This window comes from Allorhizobium ampelinum S4 (assembly GCF_000016285.1).
GTDB classification, from domain to species: Bacteria; Pseudomonadota; Alphaproteobacteria; order Rhizobiales; family Rhizobiaceae; genus Allorhizobium; species Allorhizobium ampelinum.
The window spans coordinates 1521902-1536666 of record NC_011989.1; the positions used below are offsets into that span (position 1 = coordinate 1521902).

At 56.2% G+C, this 14765-nt stretch carries 15 protein-coding genes; 13 read left to right on the top strand and 2 right to left on the bottom strand.

The genetic code is table 11. From position 1 onward, the window contains the following. The first annotated feature begins 63 nt into the window (after positions 1-63). Positions 64-4275 carry a DNA-directed RNA polymerase subunit beta' gene (gene rpoC, locus AVI_RS07145; protein WP_015915732.1) on the top strand — a complete coding sequence of 1404 codons (4212 nt, stop codon included), beginning with the start codon at positions 64-66 and terminating at the stop codon, positions 4273-4275. Between the two features lie 149 nt (positions 4276-4424). Here rpoC and AVI_RS07150 read toward each other — a convergent pair whose 3' ends face one another. Together AVI_RS07150 and AVI_RS07155 are read right to left on the bottom strand one after the other, a co-directional pair. Next, on the bottom strand, positions 4425-4859 hold the full coding sequence (locus tag AVI_RS07150) for an NUDIX hydrolase (protein ID WP_015915733.1): 435 nt from the start codon (positions 4857-4859) through the stop codon (positions 4425-4427). Positions 4860-4869: 10 nt separating this feature from the next. Further along, positions 4870-5163, bottom strand: a complete 294-nt coding sequence (locus AVI_RS07155; protein ID WP_015915734.1) for a hypothetical protein — start codon at positions 5161-5163, stop codon at positions 4870-4872. Positions 5164-5842: 679 nt separating this feature from the next. On the opposite strand from AVI_RS07155, the gene rpsL reads away from it, so the two are divergent. From rpsL to rpsC, 12 genes are all read left to right on the top strand, one after another. After that, positions 5843-6214, top strand: coding sequence for a 30S ribosomal protein S12 (rpsL, locus tag AVI_RS07160; RefSeq protein ID WP_003507760.1), 372 nt, complete (start codon positions 5843-5845; stop codon positions 6212-6214). Positions 6215-6296: 82 nt separating this feature from the next. Further along, complete coding sequence (gene rpsG / locus AVI_RS07165) at positions 6297-6767, top strand: 30S ribosomal protein S7 (protein WP_015915736.1); 471 nt, start codon at positions 6297-6299, stop codon at positions 6765-6767. 34 nt (positions 6768-6801) lie between these two features. Further along, on the top strand, positions 6802-8901 hold the full coding sequence (gene fusA / locus AVI_RS07170) for an elongation factor G (RefSeq protein WP_015915737.1): 2100 nt from the start codon (positions 6802-6804) through the stop codon (positions 8899-8901). Between the two features lie 71 nt (positions 8902-8972). Then, on the top strand, positions 8973-10148 hold the full coding sequence (gene tuf, locus AVI_RS07175) for an elongation factor Tu (protein ID WP_015915721.1): 1176 nt from the start codon (positions 8973-8975) through the stop codon (positions 10146-10148). A gap of 321 nt (positions 10149-10469) precedes the next feature. Further along, entirely contained in the window at positions 10470-10778 is a 309-nt protein-coding gene (rpsJ, locus tag AVI_RS07180) for a 30S ribosomal protein S10 (RefSeq protein ID WP_006728688.1), read from the top strand. A gap of 171 nt (positions 10779-10949) precedes the next feature. Beyond that, positions 10950-11591: a 50S ribosomal protein L3 gene (gene rplC, locus AVI_RS07185; RefSeq protein WP_015915738.1), complete on the top strand. Its 642-nt coding sequence runs from the start codon at positions 10950-10952 to the stop codon at positions 11589-11591. A gap of 12 nt (positions 11592-11603) precedes the next feature. Then, positions 11604-12224 carry a 50S ribosomal protein L4 gene (gene rplD / locus AVI_RS07190; RefSeq protein ID WP_015915739.1) on the top strand — a complete coding sequence of 207 codons (621 nt, stop codon included), beginning with the start codon at positions 11604-11606 and terminating at the stop codon, positions 12222-12224. Beyond that, a complete protein-coding gene (locus tag AVI_RS07195; RefSeq protein WP_015915740.1) occupies positions 12221-12514 on the top strand; it encodes a 50S ribosomal protein L23 in 294 nt (97 codons plus the stop codon). The genes rplD and AVI_RS07195 overlap by 4 nt, the downstream gene beginning before the upstream one ends. 11 nt (positions 12515-12525) lie before the next feature. Next, entirely contained in the window at positions 12526-13362 is an 837-nt protein-coding gene (gene rplB, locus AVI_RS07200; protein WP_015915741.1) for a 50S ribosomal protein L2, read from the top strand. A 15-nt stretch (positions 13363-13377) separates the two neighbouring features. Beyond that, positions 13378-13656, top strand: a complete 279-nt coding sequence (rpsS, locus tag AVI_RS07205; RefSeq protein ID WP_015915742.1) for a 30S ribosomal protein S19 — start codon at positions 13378-13380, stop codon at positions 13654-13656. 2 nt (positions 13657-13658) lie between these two features. Beyond that, positions 13659-14048, top strand: a complete 390-nt coding sequence (gene rplV / locus AVI_RS07210) for a 50S ribosomal protein L22 (protein WP_015915743.1) — start codon at positions 13659-13661, stop codon at positions 14046-14048. Further along, on the top strand, positions 14048-14761 hold the full coding sequence (gene rpsC / locus AVI_RS07215) for a 30S ribosomal protein S3 (protein ID WP_041696471.1): 714 nt from the start codon (positions 14048-14050) through the stop codon (positions 14759-14761). Before rplV ends, rpsC begins: the two co-directional genes overlap by 1 nt. The last annotated feature ends 4 nt before the right edge of the window (positions 14762-14765 follow it).

A 14765-nucleotide genomic window follows, 5' to 3' on the forward strand; every position in this document is an offset into this window, starting at 1 on the left:
CTTCCCGGGAAGGGCCACATCCGTCGCCAAGCTGAGGGCCCCTGGCCCCACAAGGAGATAGGCATGAACCAAGAGGTCATGAACCTTTTCAACCCGCAGGTCCCTGCGCAGCATTTCGATTCCATCCGGATTTCGATTGCCTCGCCGGAGAAGATCCTGTCCTGGTCGTATGGCGAAATCAAAAAGCCTGAGACCATCAACTACCGCACTTTCAAGCCGGAGCGCGACGGTCTGTTCTGCGCCCGTATCTTTGGTCCGATCAAGGATTACGAGTGCCTGTGCGGCAAGTACAAGCGCATGAAGTACAAGGGCATCATCTGCGAAAAGTGCGGCGTGGAAGTCACCCTGTCGCGGGTTCGCCGTGAGCGCATGGGCCATATTGAGCTGGCCGCTCCGGTTGCCCATATCTGGTTCCTGAAGTCGCTGCCTTCGCGCATTTCGACCCTGCTCGACATGACGTTGAAGGATGTGGAGCGCGTTCTCTACTTCGAAAACTACATCGTGACTGAACCGGGCCTCACCGCTCTGAAGCAGAATCAATTGCTCTCTGAAGAAGAGTATATGATGGCTGTGGACGAATATGGTGAAGACCAGTTCACCGCCATGATTGGTGCTGAAGCCATCTTTGAAATGCTGGCCTCGATGAATCTCGAGCGCATCGCTGGCGAATTGCGTCAGGACCTTGCCGACACCACGTCGGACCTGAAGCAGAAGAAGCTGATGAAGCGTCTCAAGATCGTTGAGAACTTCATGGAATCGGGCAATCGTCCTGAATGGATGATCATGAAGGTTGTTCCCGTGATTCCGCCGGACCTTCGTCCGTTGGTTCCGCTGGATGGTGGCCGTTTTGCGACCTCCGACCTGAACGATCTCTATCGTCGCGTCATCAACCGTAACAACCGTTTGAAGCGTTTGATCGAGCTGCGCGCTCCGGGCATCATCATCCGTAACGAAAAGCGCATGTTGCAGGAATCTGTAGACGCGCTGTTCGACAACGGCCGCCGTGGCCGCGTCATCACCGGTGCCAACAAGCGTCCGTTGAAGTCGCTGTCCGATATGCTCAAGGGCAAGCAGGGCCGCTTCCGTCAGAACCTTCTCGGTAAGCGCGTCGACTATTCTGGTCGTTCGGTTATCGTGACTGGTCCAGAACTGAAGCTGCACCAGTGCGGTCTGCCAAAGAAAATGGCACTCGAACTGTTCAAGCCTTTCATCTACGCCCGTCTCGACGCCAAGGGTTATTCCTCGACCGTCAAGCAGGCCAAGAAGCTGGTTGAAAAGGAAAAGCCGGAAGTTTGGGATATTCTCGACGAGGTTATCCGCGAACATCCCGTTCTGCTGAACCGCGCACCGACACTGCACCGTCTGGGTATCCAGGCCTTCGAACCAATTCTGGTTGAAGGCAAGGCCATTCAGCTGCATCCGCTCGTCTGCACGGCCTTTAACGCCGACTTCGACGGCGACCAGATGGCTGTTCACGTGCCGCTTTCGCTGGAAGCCCAGCTTGAAGCCCGCGTGCTGATGATGTCCACCAACAACATTCTGCATCCGGCAAACGGTGCGCCGATCATCGTTCCTTCGCAGGACATGGTTCTCGGTCTCTACTATTTGTCGATCATGAACCAGAATGAGCCGGGCGAAGGCATGGTCTTCTCCGACATCGGTGAATTGCATCACGCCCTTGAAAACAAGGTGGTGACGCTGCACTCCAAGATCCGTGGTCGTTTCAAGACCGTGGATGCGGACGGCAAGCCTGTTTCGAAGATTTTCGAAACAACACCGGGCCGTATGCTGATTGGCGAACTTCTGCCGAAGAACGTCAATGTGCCGTTTGACACCTGCAATCAGGAAATGACCAAGAAGAACATCTCCAAGATGATCGACACGGTCTACCGTCATTGCGGCCAGAAGGACACGGTGATTTTCTGCGACCGGATCATGCAGCTTGGCTTCCGCCATGCATGTAAGGCTGGCATTTCCTTCGGTAAGGATGACATGGTCATTCCTGACTCCAAGGTGAAGATCGTTGGCGACACCGAATCCTTGGTGAAGGAATACGAACAGCAGTATAACGACGGTCTGATCACCCAGGGTGAGAAGTACAACAAGGTCGTTGACGCCTGGGGTAAGGCGACTGAAAAGGTTGCGGAAGACATGATGGCCCGCATTAAGGCTGTTGAGTTCGATCCGGAAACTGGCCGCCAAAAGCCGATGAACGCGATTTACATGATGTCTCACTCCGGTGCGCGTGGTTCTCCGAACCAGATGCGTCAGCTGGGTGGTATGCGTGGTCTCATGGCCAAGCCATCGGGCGAAATCATTGAAACACCGATCATTTCGAACTTTAAGGAAGGTCTGACCGTTAACGAGTACTTCAACTCGACCCACGGTGCCCGTAAGGGTCTTGCAGACACGGCCTTGAAGACCGCGAACTCGGGTTACCTGACCCGTCGTCTGGTTGACGTAGCGCAAGATTGCATCGTTAATCTGGTCGATTGCGGTACCGACAAGGGCCTGACCATGACGGCGATTGTTGACGCCGGTCAGGTTGTGGCTTCCATTGGTGTGCGTGTTCTCGGTCGTACGGCGCTGGACGATATCGATCATCCGGTCACGGGTGAGCGGATCGTTGACGCTGGTCGCATGATCCTTGAAGCCGATGTCATTGAAATCGAGAAGGCTGGTATTCAGTCGATCCGTATTCGTTCGGCTCTGACCTGCGAAGTTCAGACCGGCGTATGCTCGATCTGCTACGGTCGCGACCTTGCCCGTGGTACACCTGTGAACATGGGTGAAGCTGTGGGTGTTATCGCCGCGCAGTCCATCGGTGAGCCAGGTACCCAGCTGACCATGCGTACGTTCCACTTGGGCGGTACGGCCAACGTGGTTGACCAATCGTTCCTGGAAGCCTCCTATGAGGGGACTATCCAGATCAAGAACCGCAACATGCTGCGCAACTCTGACGGCATTTATGTCGCCATGGGCCGTAGCATCGCGGTGACGATCCTGGACGAACGCGGTGTTGAGCGCTCCTCGCAGCGTGTTGCCTATGGTTCCAAGTTGTTTGTCGACGATGGCGACAAGGTCAAGCGCGGTCAGCGTCTGGCTGAGTGGGACCCATACACACGCCCGATGATGACCGAAGTGGAAGGTGTCGTTCATTTTGAGGATCTGGTCGACGGTATCTCCGTTCTGGAAGCCACCGACGAATCCACTGGTATCACCAAGCGTCAGGTTATCGACTGGCGTTCGACGCCACGTGGCGCCGATTTGAAGCCGGCAATTGTCATCAAGGACACTCAGGGCAATGTGCTCAAGGTTCCGCGTGGTGGTGAAGCCCGGTTCCAGCTGTCGGTCGATGCAATCCTGTCGGTTGAACCCGGCCAGCGCGTCTCCCAGGGTGACGTTCTTGCTCGTTCGCCAATGGAGAGCGCCAAGACCAAGGACATCACCGGTGGTCTGCCGCGTGTTGCCGAATTGTTCGAAGCCCGTCGTCCGAAGGATCACGCCATCATCGCTGAAATCGATGGTACGATCCGGTTGGGCCGCGACTACAAGAACAAGCGTCGCGTTATCATCGAGCCGGCGGAAGACGGTGTCGAGCCTGTCGAATACCTGATCCCGAAGGGCAAGCCCTTCCATCTTCAGGAAGGCGACTATATCGAAAAGGGTGACTATATCCTCGACGGTAATCCGGCTCCGCACGATATTCTGGCGATCAAGGGTGTCGAGGCGCTGGCAAGCTACCTGGTCAACGAAATCCAGGAAGTCTATCGCTTGCAGGGCGTTGTGATCAACGACAAGCACATCGAGGTGATTGTTCGCCAGATGCTGCAGAAGGTCGAAATCACCGACAGCGGCGACAGCCAGTATATCGTTGGCGACAATGTCGACCGTATCGAGCTGGACGAAGCCAACGAACGTCTGGTTGAAGAAGGCAAGAAGCCGGCCTTTGGCGATCCGGTATTGCTCGGTATCACCAAGGCCTCGCTGCAGACGCCGTCCTTCATCTCGGCTGCGTCCTTCCAGGAAACCACCAAGGTTCTCACGGAAGCGGCAATTGCCGGCAAGACCGATACACTGCAAGGCCTGAAGGAAAACGTCATCGTCGGTCGTCTGATCCCGGCCGGTACCGGTGGTACCATGACCCAGATCCGTCGTATCGCCACCTCGCGTGATGACCTCATTCTCGAGGAACGTCGCAAGGGAACCGGTGCGGATCTCGCAACCCCGATGCTGCGCGATATGGCAGGCGAGGGTGCTCCTGCCGCCGAGTAATCGGTGCAGCAATCGAAATAAAAAAGCCGCCCGGAGCGATCCGGGCGGCTTTTCCGTTTTATGATGTTGCCTAGCGAAGGTCGGAGTTTGTTCGGGCTTATCAGTGGGAAACGTAATCCGGTGCTTGGCTCAATGAGAACCATACAGATCTAAAGAAGCAGGGGCAGGGCGGCGTCATGCTCATAGCCTAGCCGCTGGCTTGCCTCATCTTGGGTTAACCAGAAGAAGCAAAACCGCACTGGAGCACCACCGCCGTGGGGCGTTGTTTCGCTGTGAATCCAGCTCTGCGGATAGAGTGTGTGAAGCAAAGGCAGGTGAAAAAAGTGGCGCCTGTGGTGGATGGAAACTCCATCTCGAACATTCCGATAACAGACAGAAGTCAGAAAGCGGGGAGGCGAGGGACAGGCAAAGCCCGTCTCCTCTTCGAATTCACGACAAACTGCAGCGCTGGGGCTTTCCCCATGTTCAATGGTACCACCAGGCACCTGCGGTAGAATATGCGGAAAATCCGGCTCAACGAAAACCAAGAGCCGGTCGCGGTCGGCTGCATAGACAAGGACCTTTTCAATGACATGTCCTGTCATTCATGCTCACTCAGTTGAAGCGGATGATTGCCACTTCGCCTTCGAGTGCGCCCTGATAGGCCGAGGCATGCGGCTCGTCTGACGGAGGCTCGGTCACCATGCCGATCTGGTCCAGGTCGGCTTCCAGAAAGCCTTCCTCGGCCAGTGCATTCAAAGCCTCGCGCACGGCGGAATCGTCATCGGGGGCGCTCAGCAGAATATGCAGGTCGATCCCTTCGGTGCCCGTTTCTTCATAGGCCTTGGCAATGATGATGAAGACCATCGGTCCGTCCGAATTATTGTCATTGTCAGGGGTCGAAATCATCAGTCGGTCCTTATGACGGGTCGCCTTTCTTCTGGCTCGAGACAGGCGAGCCGCCAGGTGACCGCGATAGCAACGGTTAGAAAGTCTTGTAGCCGGGAATCGTTTCGGCACAATAACCTAATCGATAATTTCATCGTTATAGAGCCATCCGCCGTCGTCAAGCTGAAGGCTGGATGCAAATCCCAAAACACCCAGCTTCATGTGCAAAATCCGCCGTTTGGCAGGCATGAAAACGATTCTTCTATCGCAGGCTGAAAATCGGCATCCTCAAGCCCGGAATTGGCCGATGACAATTGCATAATCGACCGAAACCCGTCATAACCGCAAATAGGCCGGGACCAAAGCGGCCACAGGGCTTTGGAGAGCTATTAATTTCGCGCCATGGCTTGACGGAACGGGGTGAAAACAGTAGTACGCCCCGCATCGGAGCCAATGCACGGTTATGATTTTCAGGACATATTGTTCTGAAGTTTGCCCCAGGCTTAGGATCCAAACGCACTTTGAAGACATGAATGCTGCACGCATGACGCAGTCGCATGCGTCCTCTGCTTTTTGTGGTCCATCCGGAAGTCCGGATCGGGCCACATTCGCGCATGGCGAAAATTGTGCGAGCGCCGCCGGAAACGGCACAAACGGGCCTGAAAAGGCTCAAGTGACAAGAATTATAAGGGATGGTTCTATGCCTACCGTAAATCAGCTGATCCGCAAGCCGCGTCAGGCGCAGGTAAAGCGCAACAAGGTTCCTGCCTTGCAGGAAAATCCACAGAAGCGCGGCGTTTGCACCCGCGTTTATACCACGACCCCGAAGAAGCCGAACTCGGCTCTGCGTAAGGTTGCCAAGATCCGTTTGACCAATGGCTTCGAAGTCATCGGCTACATTCCGGGTGAAGGCCATAACCTGCAGGAACACTCTGTGGTCATGATCCGTGGCGGCCGCGTGAAGGACTTGCCTGGCGTTCGTTACCACATCATCCGTGGTGTTCTCGATACCCAGGGTGTCAAGAACCGTAAGCAGCGCCGTTCCAAGTATGGTGCAAAGCGTCCGAAGTAAGTCGGAAGCCTTCTTTGAAATTCAGCGCTGCGCGAGGTTCTCCGCGTGATAAAGCGTTCTAACCGTTGAGAGACGAAGTAAAATGTCCCGTCGCCATAAAGCAGAAAAGCGTGAGATCAACCCGGACCCAAAGTTCGGTGATCTGGTCGTCACCAAGTTCATGAACGCCATCATGTTGCACGGCAAGAAGTCCGTTGCTGAAAGCATCGTCTACGGTGCCTTCGATGTCGTTGAAGCCAAGTCCAAGGCAGAGCCGATCGCAATCTTCCATCAGGCGCTTGAAAATGTTGCCCCGCATGTTGAAGTTCGCTCGCGCCGCGTTGGTGGTGCAACATACCAGGTCCCCGTCGACGTCCGTCCGGAGCGCCGTCAGGCGCTCGCCATTCGCTGGCTGATCATCGCCGCCCGCAAGCGCAACGAGACCACCATGGTCGATCGTTTGTCAGGCGAATTGCTTGATGCGTCCAACAATCGCGGCAGCGCTGTCAAGAAGCGTGAAGACACGCACAAGATGGCCGACGCCAACCGCGCCTTCTCGCATTACCGCTGGTAATCTTAGACGATCGAATATCGAAAGGCAGTCCACTATGGCTCGCGAATATAAAATCGAAGACTACCGCAATTTCGGGATCATGGCGCATATCGACGCCGGCAAGACCACGACGACTGAGCGGATTCTCTACTACACCGGCAAGTCGCACAAGATCGGCGAAGTTCATGATGGCGCAGCCACGATGGACTGGATGGAGCAGGAGCAGGAGCGTGGTATCACCATCACCTCTGCTGCGACCACGACCTACTGGAAGGGTCGCGATGGCAAGATGCGCCGCTTTAACATCATCGACACCCCCGGCCACGTTGACTTCACGATTGAAGTAGAACGTTCGCTTCGGGTTCTCGATGGCGCTATCGCGCTCCTCGATGCCAACGCAGGCGTTGAGCCGCAGACGGAAACTGTTTGGCGTCAGGCTGAAAAGTACAACGTTCCGCGGATGATCTTCTGCAACAAGATGGACAAGACCGGCGCTGACTTTTACCGTTCGGTAGAAATGATCAAGACCCGTCTCGGTGCCACCGCTGTTGTTATGCAGCTGCCAATCGGCGCTGAAACAGAGTTCAAGGGCGTTGTTGACCTGATCGAGATGAACGCTCTCGTTTGGCGCGATGAATCTCTGGGCGCGGCTTGGGACGTTACGGAAATCCCTGATGACCTGAAGGAAAAGGCCGTTGAATATCGCGAAAAGCTGATCGAGACCGTTGTCGAGATCGACGAACAGGCGATGGAAGACTACCTGAACGGCATCATGCCTGATAATGACAAGATCCGCGCTCTCGTTCGTCAGGGCACGATTGAAGTCAAGTTCCATCCGATGTTCTGCGGTACTGCCTTCAAGAACAAGGGCGTTCAGCCTTTGCTCGACGCTGTTTGTGAGTATCTTCCTTCTCCGCTCGATATCCCTGCTATCAAGGGTATCGATGTTAAGACCGACGGTGAAATCGAACGTCATCCTGATGACGCCGAGCCTTTGTCGATGCTGGCGTTCAAGATCATGAACGACCCCTTCGTCGGTTCGCTGACATTCTGCCGTATCTACTCCGGCAAGCTCGAAAAGGGCGCATCGGTCATGAACACGGTCAAGGAAAAGCGCGAACGCGTTGGCCGTATGCTCCAGATGCATTCCAACAGCCGTGAAGACATCGAAGAAGCCTTTGCAGGCGACATCGTTGCCCTGGCTGGCCTGAAGGAAAGCACCACGGGCGATACGCTCTGCGATCCCCTGAACCAGGTTATCCTGGAGCGCATGGAATTCCCCGAGCCGGTCATTCAGATCGCCATCGAGCCGAAGACCAAGGGCGACCAGGAAAAGATGGGCCTCGCGCTCAACCGTCTTGCTGCTGAGGATCCGTCGTTCCGCGTCAAGACCGACCAGGAATCTGGCCAGACGATCATCGCCGGCATGGGTGAACTTCACCTCGACATCATCGTCGACCGTATGCGTCGTGAGTTCAAGGTAGAAGCAACTGTCGGCGCGCCGCAGGTTGCCTATCGCGAAACCATTACGCGTCAGCACGAAGAAGACTACACTCACAAGAAGCAGTCTGGTGGTACGGGTCAGTTCGCCCGCGTCAAGATCATCTTCGAACCCAATCCTGAAGGTGATGAGTTCAAGTTCGATTCGAAGATCGTCGGTGGCTCTGTTCCCAAGGAATACATCCCTGGCGTTCAGAAGGGTATCGAAAGCGTTCTGTCTTCCGGTCCGCTGGCTGGCTTCCCGATGCTCGGCGTCAAGGCGACGCTCATCGACGGTGCTTACCACGATGTTGACTCGTCGGTTCTGGCGTTCGAAATCGCGTCTCGCGCTTGCTTCCGTGAAGCAGCAAAGAAGGCTGGTGCACAGCTGCTTGAGCCGATGATGAAGGTTGAAGTTGTGACCCCCGAAGATTACGTCGGTGACGTGATCGGCGACCTGAACTCCCGCCGTGGTCAGATCCAGGGCCAGGAAAGCCGTGGTATCGCCGTTGTCATCAACGCGCATGTGCCGCTGGCCAACATGTTCAAATACGTCGACAACCTGCGCTCCATGAGCCAGGGTCGCGCTCAGTACTCGATGGTGTTCGATCACTATTCGCCCGTTCCGAGCAATGTCGCTGCCGAAATTCAGGCAAAGTACTCCGGTCAGAAATGATCGGGGTAACCCGCCGGAACTGATAACAGGAATTTCCCCCTTCATGGGGATGAGATAATGGAGAGCCGAAAATGGCAAAGAGTAAGTTTGAGCGCAACAAGCCGCACGTTAACATCGGCACGATCGGCCACGTTGACCACGGCAAGACGTCGCTGACGGCAGCAATTACGAAGTATTTCGGTGAATACAAGGCGTACGACCAGATCGACGCTGCTCCGGAAGAAAAGGCCCGCGGCATCACCATTTCGACGGCGCACGTCGAATATGAAACGCCTGCCCGTCACTACGCTCACGTTGACTGCCCCGGCCACGCCGACTACGTCAAGAACATGATCACCGGTGCAGCGCAGATGGACGGCGCGATCCTGGTTTGCTCGGCAGCTGACGGCCCGATGCCGCAGACCCGCGAGCACATTCTTCTGGCGCGCCAGGTTGGCGTTCCCGCGATCGTCGTGTTCCTGAACAAGGTTGACCAGGTTGACGACGAAGAGCTTCTGGAGCTGGTCGAACTGGAAGTGCGCGAACTTCTGTCGTCCTACGACTTCCCGGGCGACGATATTCCGATTGTCAAGGGTTCGGCTCTTGCTGCTCTGGAAGACAGCAACAAGAAGATCGGCGAAGACGCGATCCGCGAACTGATGGCGGCAGTTGACTCCTACATTCCGACGCCTGAGCGCCCGATTGACCAGCCGTTCCTGATGCCAATCGAAGACGTGTTCTCGATCTCTGGCCGTGGTACGGTTGTGACGGGTCGCGTTGAGCGTGGTATCGTCAAGGTTGGCGAAGAAGTCGAAATCGTCGGCATCCGCGCCACCTCGAAGACGACCGTTACCGGCGTTGAAATGTTCCGCAAGCTGCTCGATCAGGGCCAGGCTGGCGACAACATCGGTGCCCTGGTTCGCGGCGTACAGCGCGATGGCGTTGAGCGTGGCCAGATCCTGTGCAAGCCCGGTTCGGTTAAGCCGCACAAGAAGTTCATGGCAGAAGCCTACATCCTGACGAAGGAAGAAGGCGGCCGTCATACACCGTTCTTCACCAACTACCGTCCGCAGTTCTACTTCCGTACGACGGACGTTACCGGTATTGTTTCTCTGCCGGAAGGCACGGAAATGGTTATGCCTGGTGACAACGTCACGGTTCAGGTTGAACTGATCGTTCCGATCGCCATGGAAGAAAAGCTGCGCTTCGCGATCCGCGAAGGTGGCCGTACCGTCGGCGCCGGCATCGTCGCTTCGATCATCGAATAAGACGTCTTCATACAGACGAATAAGCGCGGCATTCAATGCCGCGCTTCTTTATTTCCGGGAATCAGTTGACGAATTGACGGGGACGTTGTATGCCCCCGCCACGAACAAGGAAGAGCAGCGTATCGCTCCTCTTTCCTCTGGCTCTGCTAAGTTTCGCGACCCGGTCTTGGGTTGCACTGGTAGGGCCCCTGATGCAGTAAGGTGACATGGACGTCGAACCGTCCTTGTGATTTTTGACAATACGGGGCCGGCCAGAAATTGGTAATTCACTGTCTTTGCGTGAGCGGGGACGTTTAAGAAAAACGAATAAGGACACGTCGAATGAACGGCCAGAATATCCGTATCCGCCTGAAGGCGTTTGATCACCGGGTTCTCGATGCCTCTACGCGGGAGATCGTTTCTACCGCCAAGCGCACCGGTGCAAGCGTCCGCGGCCCGGTTCCGCTTCCGACCCGTATTGAAAAATTCACCGTCAACCGTTCGCCTCACGTCGACAAGAAGAGCCGCGAACAGTTTGAAATGCGCACGCATAAGCGTCTGCTGGACATCGTTGATCCGACTCCGCAGACCGTCGATGCTTTGATGAAGCTCGACCTGGCTGCTGGCGTAGACGTCGAAATCAAGCTTTAAAAACCAATTCCGGCGAGAGCCGAAATAACAAGGAAGGTACGTGGCAAGACCTGCCAACGACTTCTCGAAACGGGAAACCTGAAAGTCTGGAAGGACTGGAATGGAATCCTTAAACAAAGAGGCGGGCAAGGGCCATAGGGCCCTTGTTTTACTCTCAAGAGGAATGAACCGATGCGTTCAGGTGTGATTGCACAGAAAGTGGGAATGACCCGGGTCTATAATGACGCCGGCGAGCATGTCCCGGTAACAGTACTACGCTTGGATAACTGCCAGGTCCTGGCTCAGCGGACTGTCGATAAACACGGCTACACTGCCGTTCAGCTCGGCGCCGGTCAGGCCAAGGTCAAGAATACATCCAAGGCAATGCGCGGCAATTTTGCCGCTGCAAACGTCGAGCCCAAGGCTAAGCTCGTCGAATTTCGCGTTTCCGAAGACAACCTCATGGATGTCGGCTCCGAGCTGAAGGCTGGTCATTTTGAAGCCGGTCAGTTGGTTGACGTGACCGGCACCACGATCGGTAAGGGTTTTGCCGGTGCCATGAAGCGCCACAATTTCGGTGGTCTTCGTGCAACCCACGGCGTGTCCGTCTCGCACCGTTCACACGGCTCGACCGGTTCCAACCAGGATCCGGGTAAGGTCTGGAAGGGCAAGCGTATGGCCGGTCACATGGGTCAGACCCGCGTCACCACCCAGAATCTGGAAGTCGTTTCGACCGATGAAGATCGTGGCCTTATCCTGGTGAAGGGCGCTGTGCCCGGTTCCAAGGGTTCCTGGATCATCGTGCGCGACGCCGTCAAGTCGGCAGCGAAGTAAGGGAGCCAAACCATGGAACTCAACGTCAAAACCCTCGAGGGGACGGATGCCGGTACGGTTTCCCTGTCCGACGCCATTTTCGGCCTCGAACCCCGTCAAGATATCATTGCTCGCATGGTTCGTTGGCAGCTTGCCAAGAAACAGCAGGGCACACACAAGACCAAGACCCGTGCCGAAGTATCGCGCACCGGTGCCAAGATGTACAAGCAGAAGGGTACGGGCCGCGCTCGTCACCATTCGGCTCGCGCTCCTCAGTTCCGCGGCGGCGGCAAGGCCCACGGCCCAGTCGTTCGCAGCCACGAGCATGATCTTCCCAAGAAGGTTCGCGCGCTCGCTCTGCGTCACGCTCTGTCTGCCAAGTTCAAGGCTGACGAACTGATCATCGTCGATCAGCTTGTTGCTGCCGATGCCAAGACCAAGGCCGCCGTTGGCGTGTTCGAAGCTCTGGGGCTGAAGAATGCGCTGGTGATCGGTGGCGTCGAACTCGACGTCAATTTCAAGCTCGCTGCCGCGAACATCCCAAATATCGATGTTCTGCCGGTTCAGGGCATCAACGTTTATGACATTCTGCGTCGCGGTAAGCTCGTGCTTTCCAAGGCTGCGGTTGAAGCTCTGGAGGAGCGGTTCAAATGACTGATCTTCGCCACTACGACGTGATCGTATCTCCATCGATCACTGAAAAGTCCACGCTGGTTTCCGATTTTAACCAGGTGGTCTTCAACGTCGCCCGGACTGCTTCCAAGCCTGAAATCAAGGCTGCCGTCGAAGCACTGTTCGGTGTCAAGGTCACAGCTGTGAATACGCTGCTCCGCAAGGGCAAGACTAAGCGTTTCCGCGGCTTCGCCGGTAAGCAGAAGGATGTGAAGAAGGCGATCGTTACGCTCGCCGAGGGTCAGTCCATCGACGTCTCCACCGGTCTCTGAGGAACAGAAAAATGGCATTGAAAAATTTCAATCCGACAACCCCGAGCCAGCGTCAGCTGGTCATCGTTGACCGGTCGGGCCTTTACAAGGGCAAGCCTGTCAAGTCGCTGACCGAGGGTCTGTCTTCGAAGGGCGGTCGCAACAATCTCGGTCGCATCACCGTTCGCTTTCAGGGCGGTGGTCACAAGCGCACCTATCGTCTGGTGGACTTCAAGCGTCGTAAGTTCGACGTAGAGGGCACTGTCGAGCGTCTGGAATACGACCCCAACCGTACGGCGTTTATTGCGCTGATCACCTATGCCGATGGCGAGCAGGCCTATATCCTGGCTCCGCAGCGTTTGGCAGCCGGTGACAAGGTTATCGCATCGGACAAGGCTGTCGACGTCAAGCCCGGCAACGCTATGCCGCTGCAATACGTCCCGGTCGGCTCCATCGTTCACAATGTCGAGCTGAAGCCCGGCAAGGGCGGTCAGGTTGCCCGTTCCGCTGGTGCCTACGTTCAGCTGGTCGGTCGCGATGCCGGCATGGCTATCCTGCGCCTTAGCTCGGGTGAACAGCGCTTGGTGCACGGCACTTGCCTTGCAACGGTCGGCGCCGTGTCGAACTCCGATCACGGCAACATCAATGACGGCAAGGCTGGTCGTTCGCGTTGGCGCGGTAAGCGCCCGCACGTTCGCGGTGTCGTCATGAACCCAGTCGACCACCCGCACGGCGGTGGTGAAGGCCGCACCTCCGGTGGCCGTCATCCGGTTTCCCCTTGGGGTAAGCCGACCAAGGGCAAGCGTACGCGGTCGAACAAGTCCACGGACAAGTTCATCATGCGTTCCCGCCACCAGAAGAAGAAGTAAGAGAGGTAGTCAGAGATGGCTCGTTCAGTATGGAAAGGCCCCTTCGTTGACGGCTACCTTCTTAAGAAGGCGGAAAAAGTTCGCGAGAGCGGTCGTAGTGAAGTGATCAAGATGTGGACCCGTCGGTCGACGATCTTGCCCCAGTTTGTCGGTTTGACGTTCGGCGTCTATAACGGCAGCAAGCATATCCCGGTCAGCGTCAACGAAGACATGGTTGGCCATAAATTCGGTGAATTCGCTCCGACCCGGACCTATTACGGTCACGGTGCGGACAAGAAAGCGAAGAGGAAGTAACGATGGGCAAGGCAAAAGCCGAACGCCGGCTGAAGGATAACGAGGCGCAGGCCGTTGCGCGCACGCTCCGCGTCAGCCCTCAGAAGCTCAACCTGGTTGCAGCTTTGATCCGTGGCAAGAAGGTCGACCGCGCTCTGGCCGACCTGACATTCTCGCGCAAGCGCATTGCAGATACAGTGAAGAAGACACTGGAATCAGCTATTGCAAACGCTGAGAACAATCACGACCTCGACGTCGATCAGTTGATCGTCGCCGAAGCCTATGTTGGTAAATCGATCACCATGAAGCGTTTCCACGCTCGTGGCCGTGGCCGCGCATCGCGCATTGAAAAGCCATTCTCGCATCTGACGATTGTCGTGCGCGAAGTCGAAGCCAAAGGGGAGGCCGCATAATGGGTCAGAAAATCAATCCAATCGGTTTCCGTCTGGGCATTAACAGGACCTGGGATAGCCGTTGGTTCGCCGACAACGCTGAATATGGCAAGCTTCTTCATGAAGACCTGAAGATCCGCGCCTATTTGATGGATGAGCTGAAGCAGGCCGGTATCGCCAAGGTGGTTATCGAGCGTCCGCACAAGAAGTGCCGCGTCACGATCCACTCGGCGCGTCCGGGCCTGATCATCGGCAAGAAGGGTGCAGACATCGAAAAGCTTCGCAAGAAGCTTTCCGAGATGACCAATTCCGAAACGCACCTCAACATTGTTGAAGTGCGCAAGCCGGAAGTCGATGCAACGCTGGTCGCTCAATCGATCGCCCAGCAGCTCGAGCGCCGTATCGCGTTCCGTCGTGCGATGAAGCGCGCCGTACAGTCCGCCATGCGTCTGGGTGCCGAAGGCATCAAGATCACCTGCGCTGGCCGTCTCGGTGGTGCCGAAATCGCTCGTACGGAATGGTACCGCGAAGGTCGCGTGCCGCTTCATACGCTGCGTGCCGATATCGATTACGGTGTAGCGGAAGCTACAACCGCTTATGGTATTTGCGGCATCAAGGTCTGGATCTTCAAGGGCGAAATCCTTGAGCATGATCCAATGGCCTCCGAGCGCCGGGCGCTGGAAAGCGACGCCCAAGGCGGCAACAACAACAACCGTCGTCGCGAGAACGCCTGATTAG

What these genes read in the sequence shown, in the direction of transcription:
- rpsS (WP_015915742.1), top strand. Translation starts at nt 13,378, where the DNA reads ATGGCTCGTTCAGTATGGAAAGGCCCCTTCGTTGACGGCTACCTTCTT.
- AVI_RS07195 (WP_015915740.1), top strand. Translation starts at nt 12,221, where the DNA reads ATGACTGATCTTCGCCACTACGACGTGATCGTATCTCCATCGATCACT.
- rpsL (WP_003507760.1), top strand. Translation starts at nt 5,843, where the DNA reads ATGCCTACCGTAAATCAGCTGATCCGCAAGCCGCGTCAGGCGCAGGTA.
- rplV (WP_015915743.1), top strand. Translation starts at nt 13,659, where the DNA reads ATGGGCAAGGCAAAAGCCGAACGCCGGCTGAAGGATAACGAGGCGCAG.
- fusA (WP_015915737.1), top strand. Translation starts at nt 6,802, where the DNA reads ATGGCTCGCGAATATAAAATCGAAGACTACCGCAATTTCGGGATCATG.
- rplC (WP_015915738.1), top strand. Translation starts at nt 10,950, where the DNA reads ATGCGTTCAGGTGTGATTGCACAGAAAGTGGGAATGACCCGGGTCTAT.
- tuf (WP_015915721.1), top strand. Translation starts at nt 8,973, where the DNA reads ATGGCAAAGAGTAAGTTTGAGCGCAACAAGCCGCACGTTAACATCGGC.
- AVI_RS07150 (WP_015915733.1), bottom strand. Translation starts at nt 4,859, where the DNA reads ATGACAGGACATGTCATTGAAAAGGTCCTTGTCTATGCAGCCGACCGC.
- rpoC (WP_015915732.1), top strand. Translation starts at nt 64, where the DNA reads ATGAACCAAGAGGTCATGAACCTTTTCAACCCGCAGGTCCCTGCGCAG.
- rplD (WP_015915739.1), top strand. Translation starts at nt 11,604, where the DNA reads ATGGAACTCAACGTCAAAACCCTCGAGGGGACGGATGCCGGTACGGTT.
- rpsG (WP_015915736.1), top strand. Translation starts at nt 6,297, where the DNA reads ATGTCCCGTCGCCATAAAGCAGAAAAGCGTGAGATCAACCCGGACCCA.
- rpsJ (WP_006728688.1), top strand. Translation starts at nt 10,470, where the DNA reads ATGAACGGCCAGAATATCCGTATCCGCCTGAAGGCGTTTGATCACCGG.
- rpsC (WP_041696471.1), top strand. Translation starts at nt 14,048, where the DNA reads ATGGGTCAGAAAATCAATCCAATCGGTTTCCGTCTGGGCATTAACAGG.
- AVI_RS07155 (WP_015915734.1), bottom strand. Translation starts at nt 5,163, where the DNA reads ATGATTTCGACCCCTGACAATGACAATAATTCGGACGGACCGATGGTC.
- rplB (WP_015915741.1), top strand. Translation starts at nt 12,526, where the DNA reads ATGGCATTGAAAAATTTCAATCCGACAACCCCGAGCCAGCGTCAGCTG.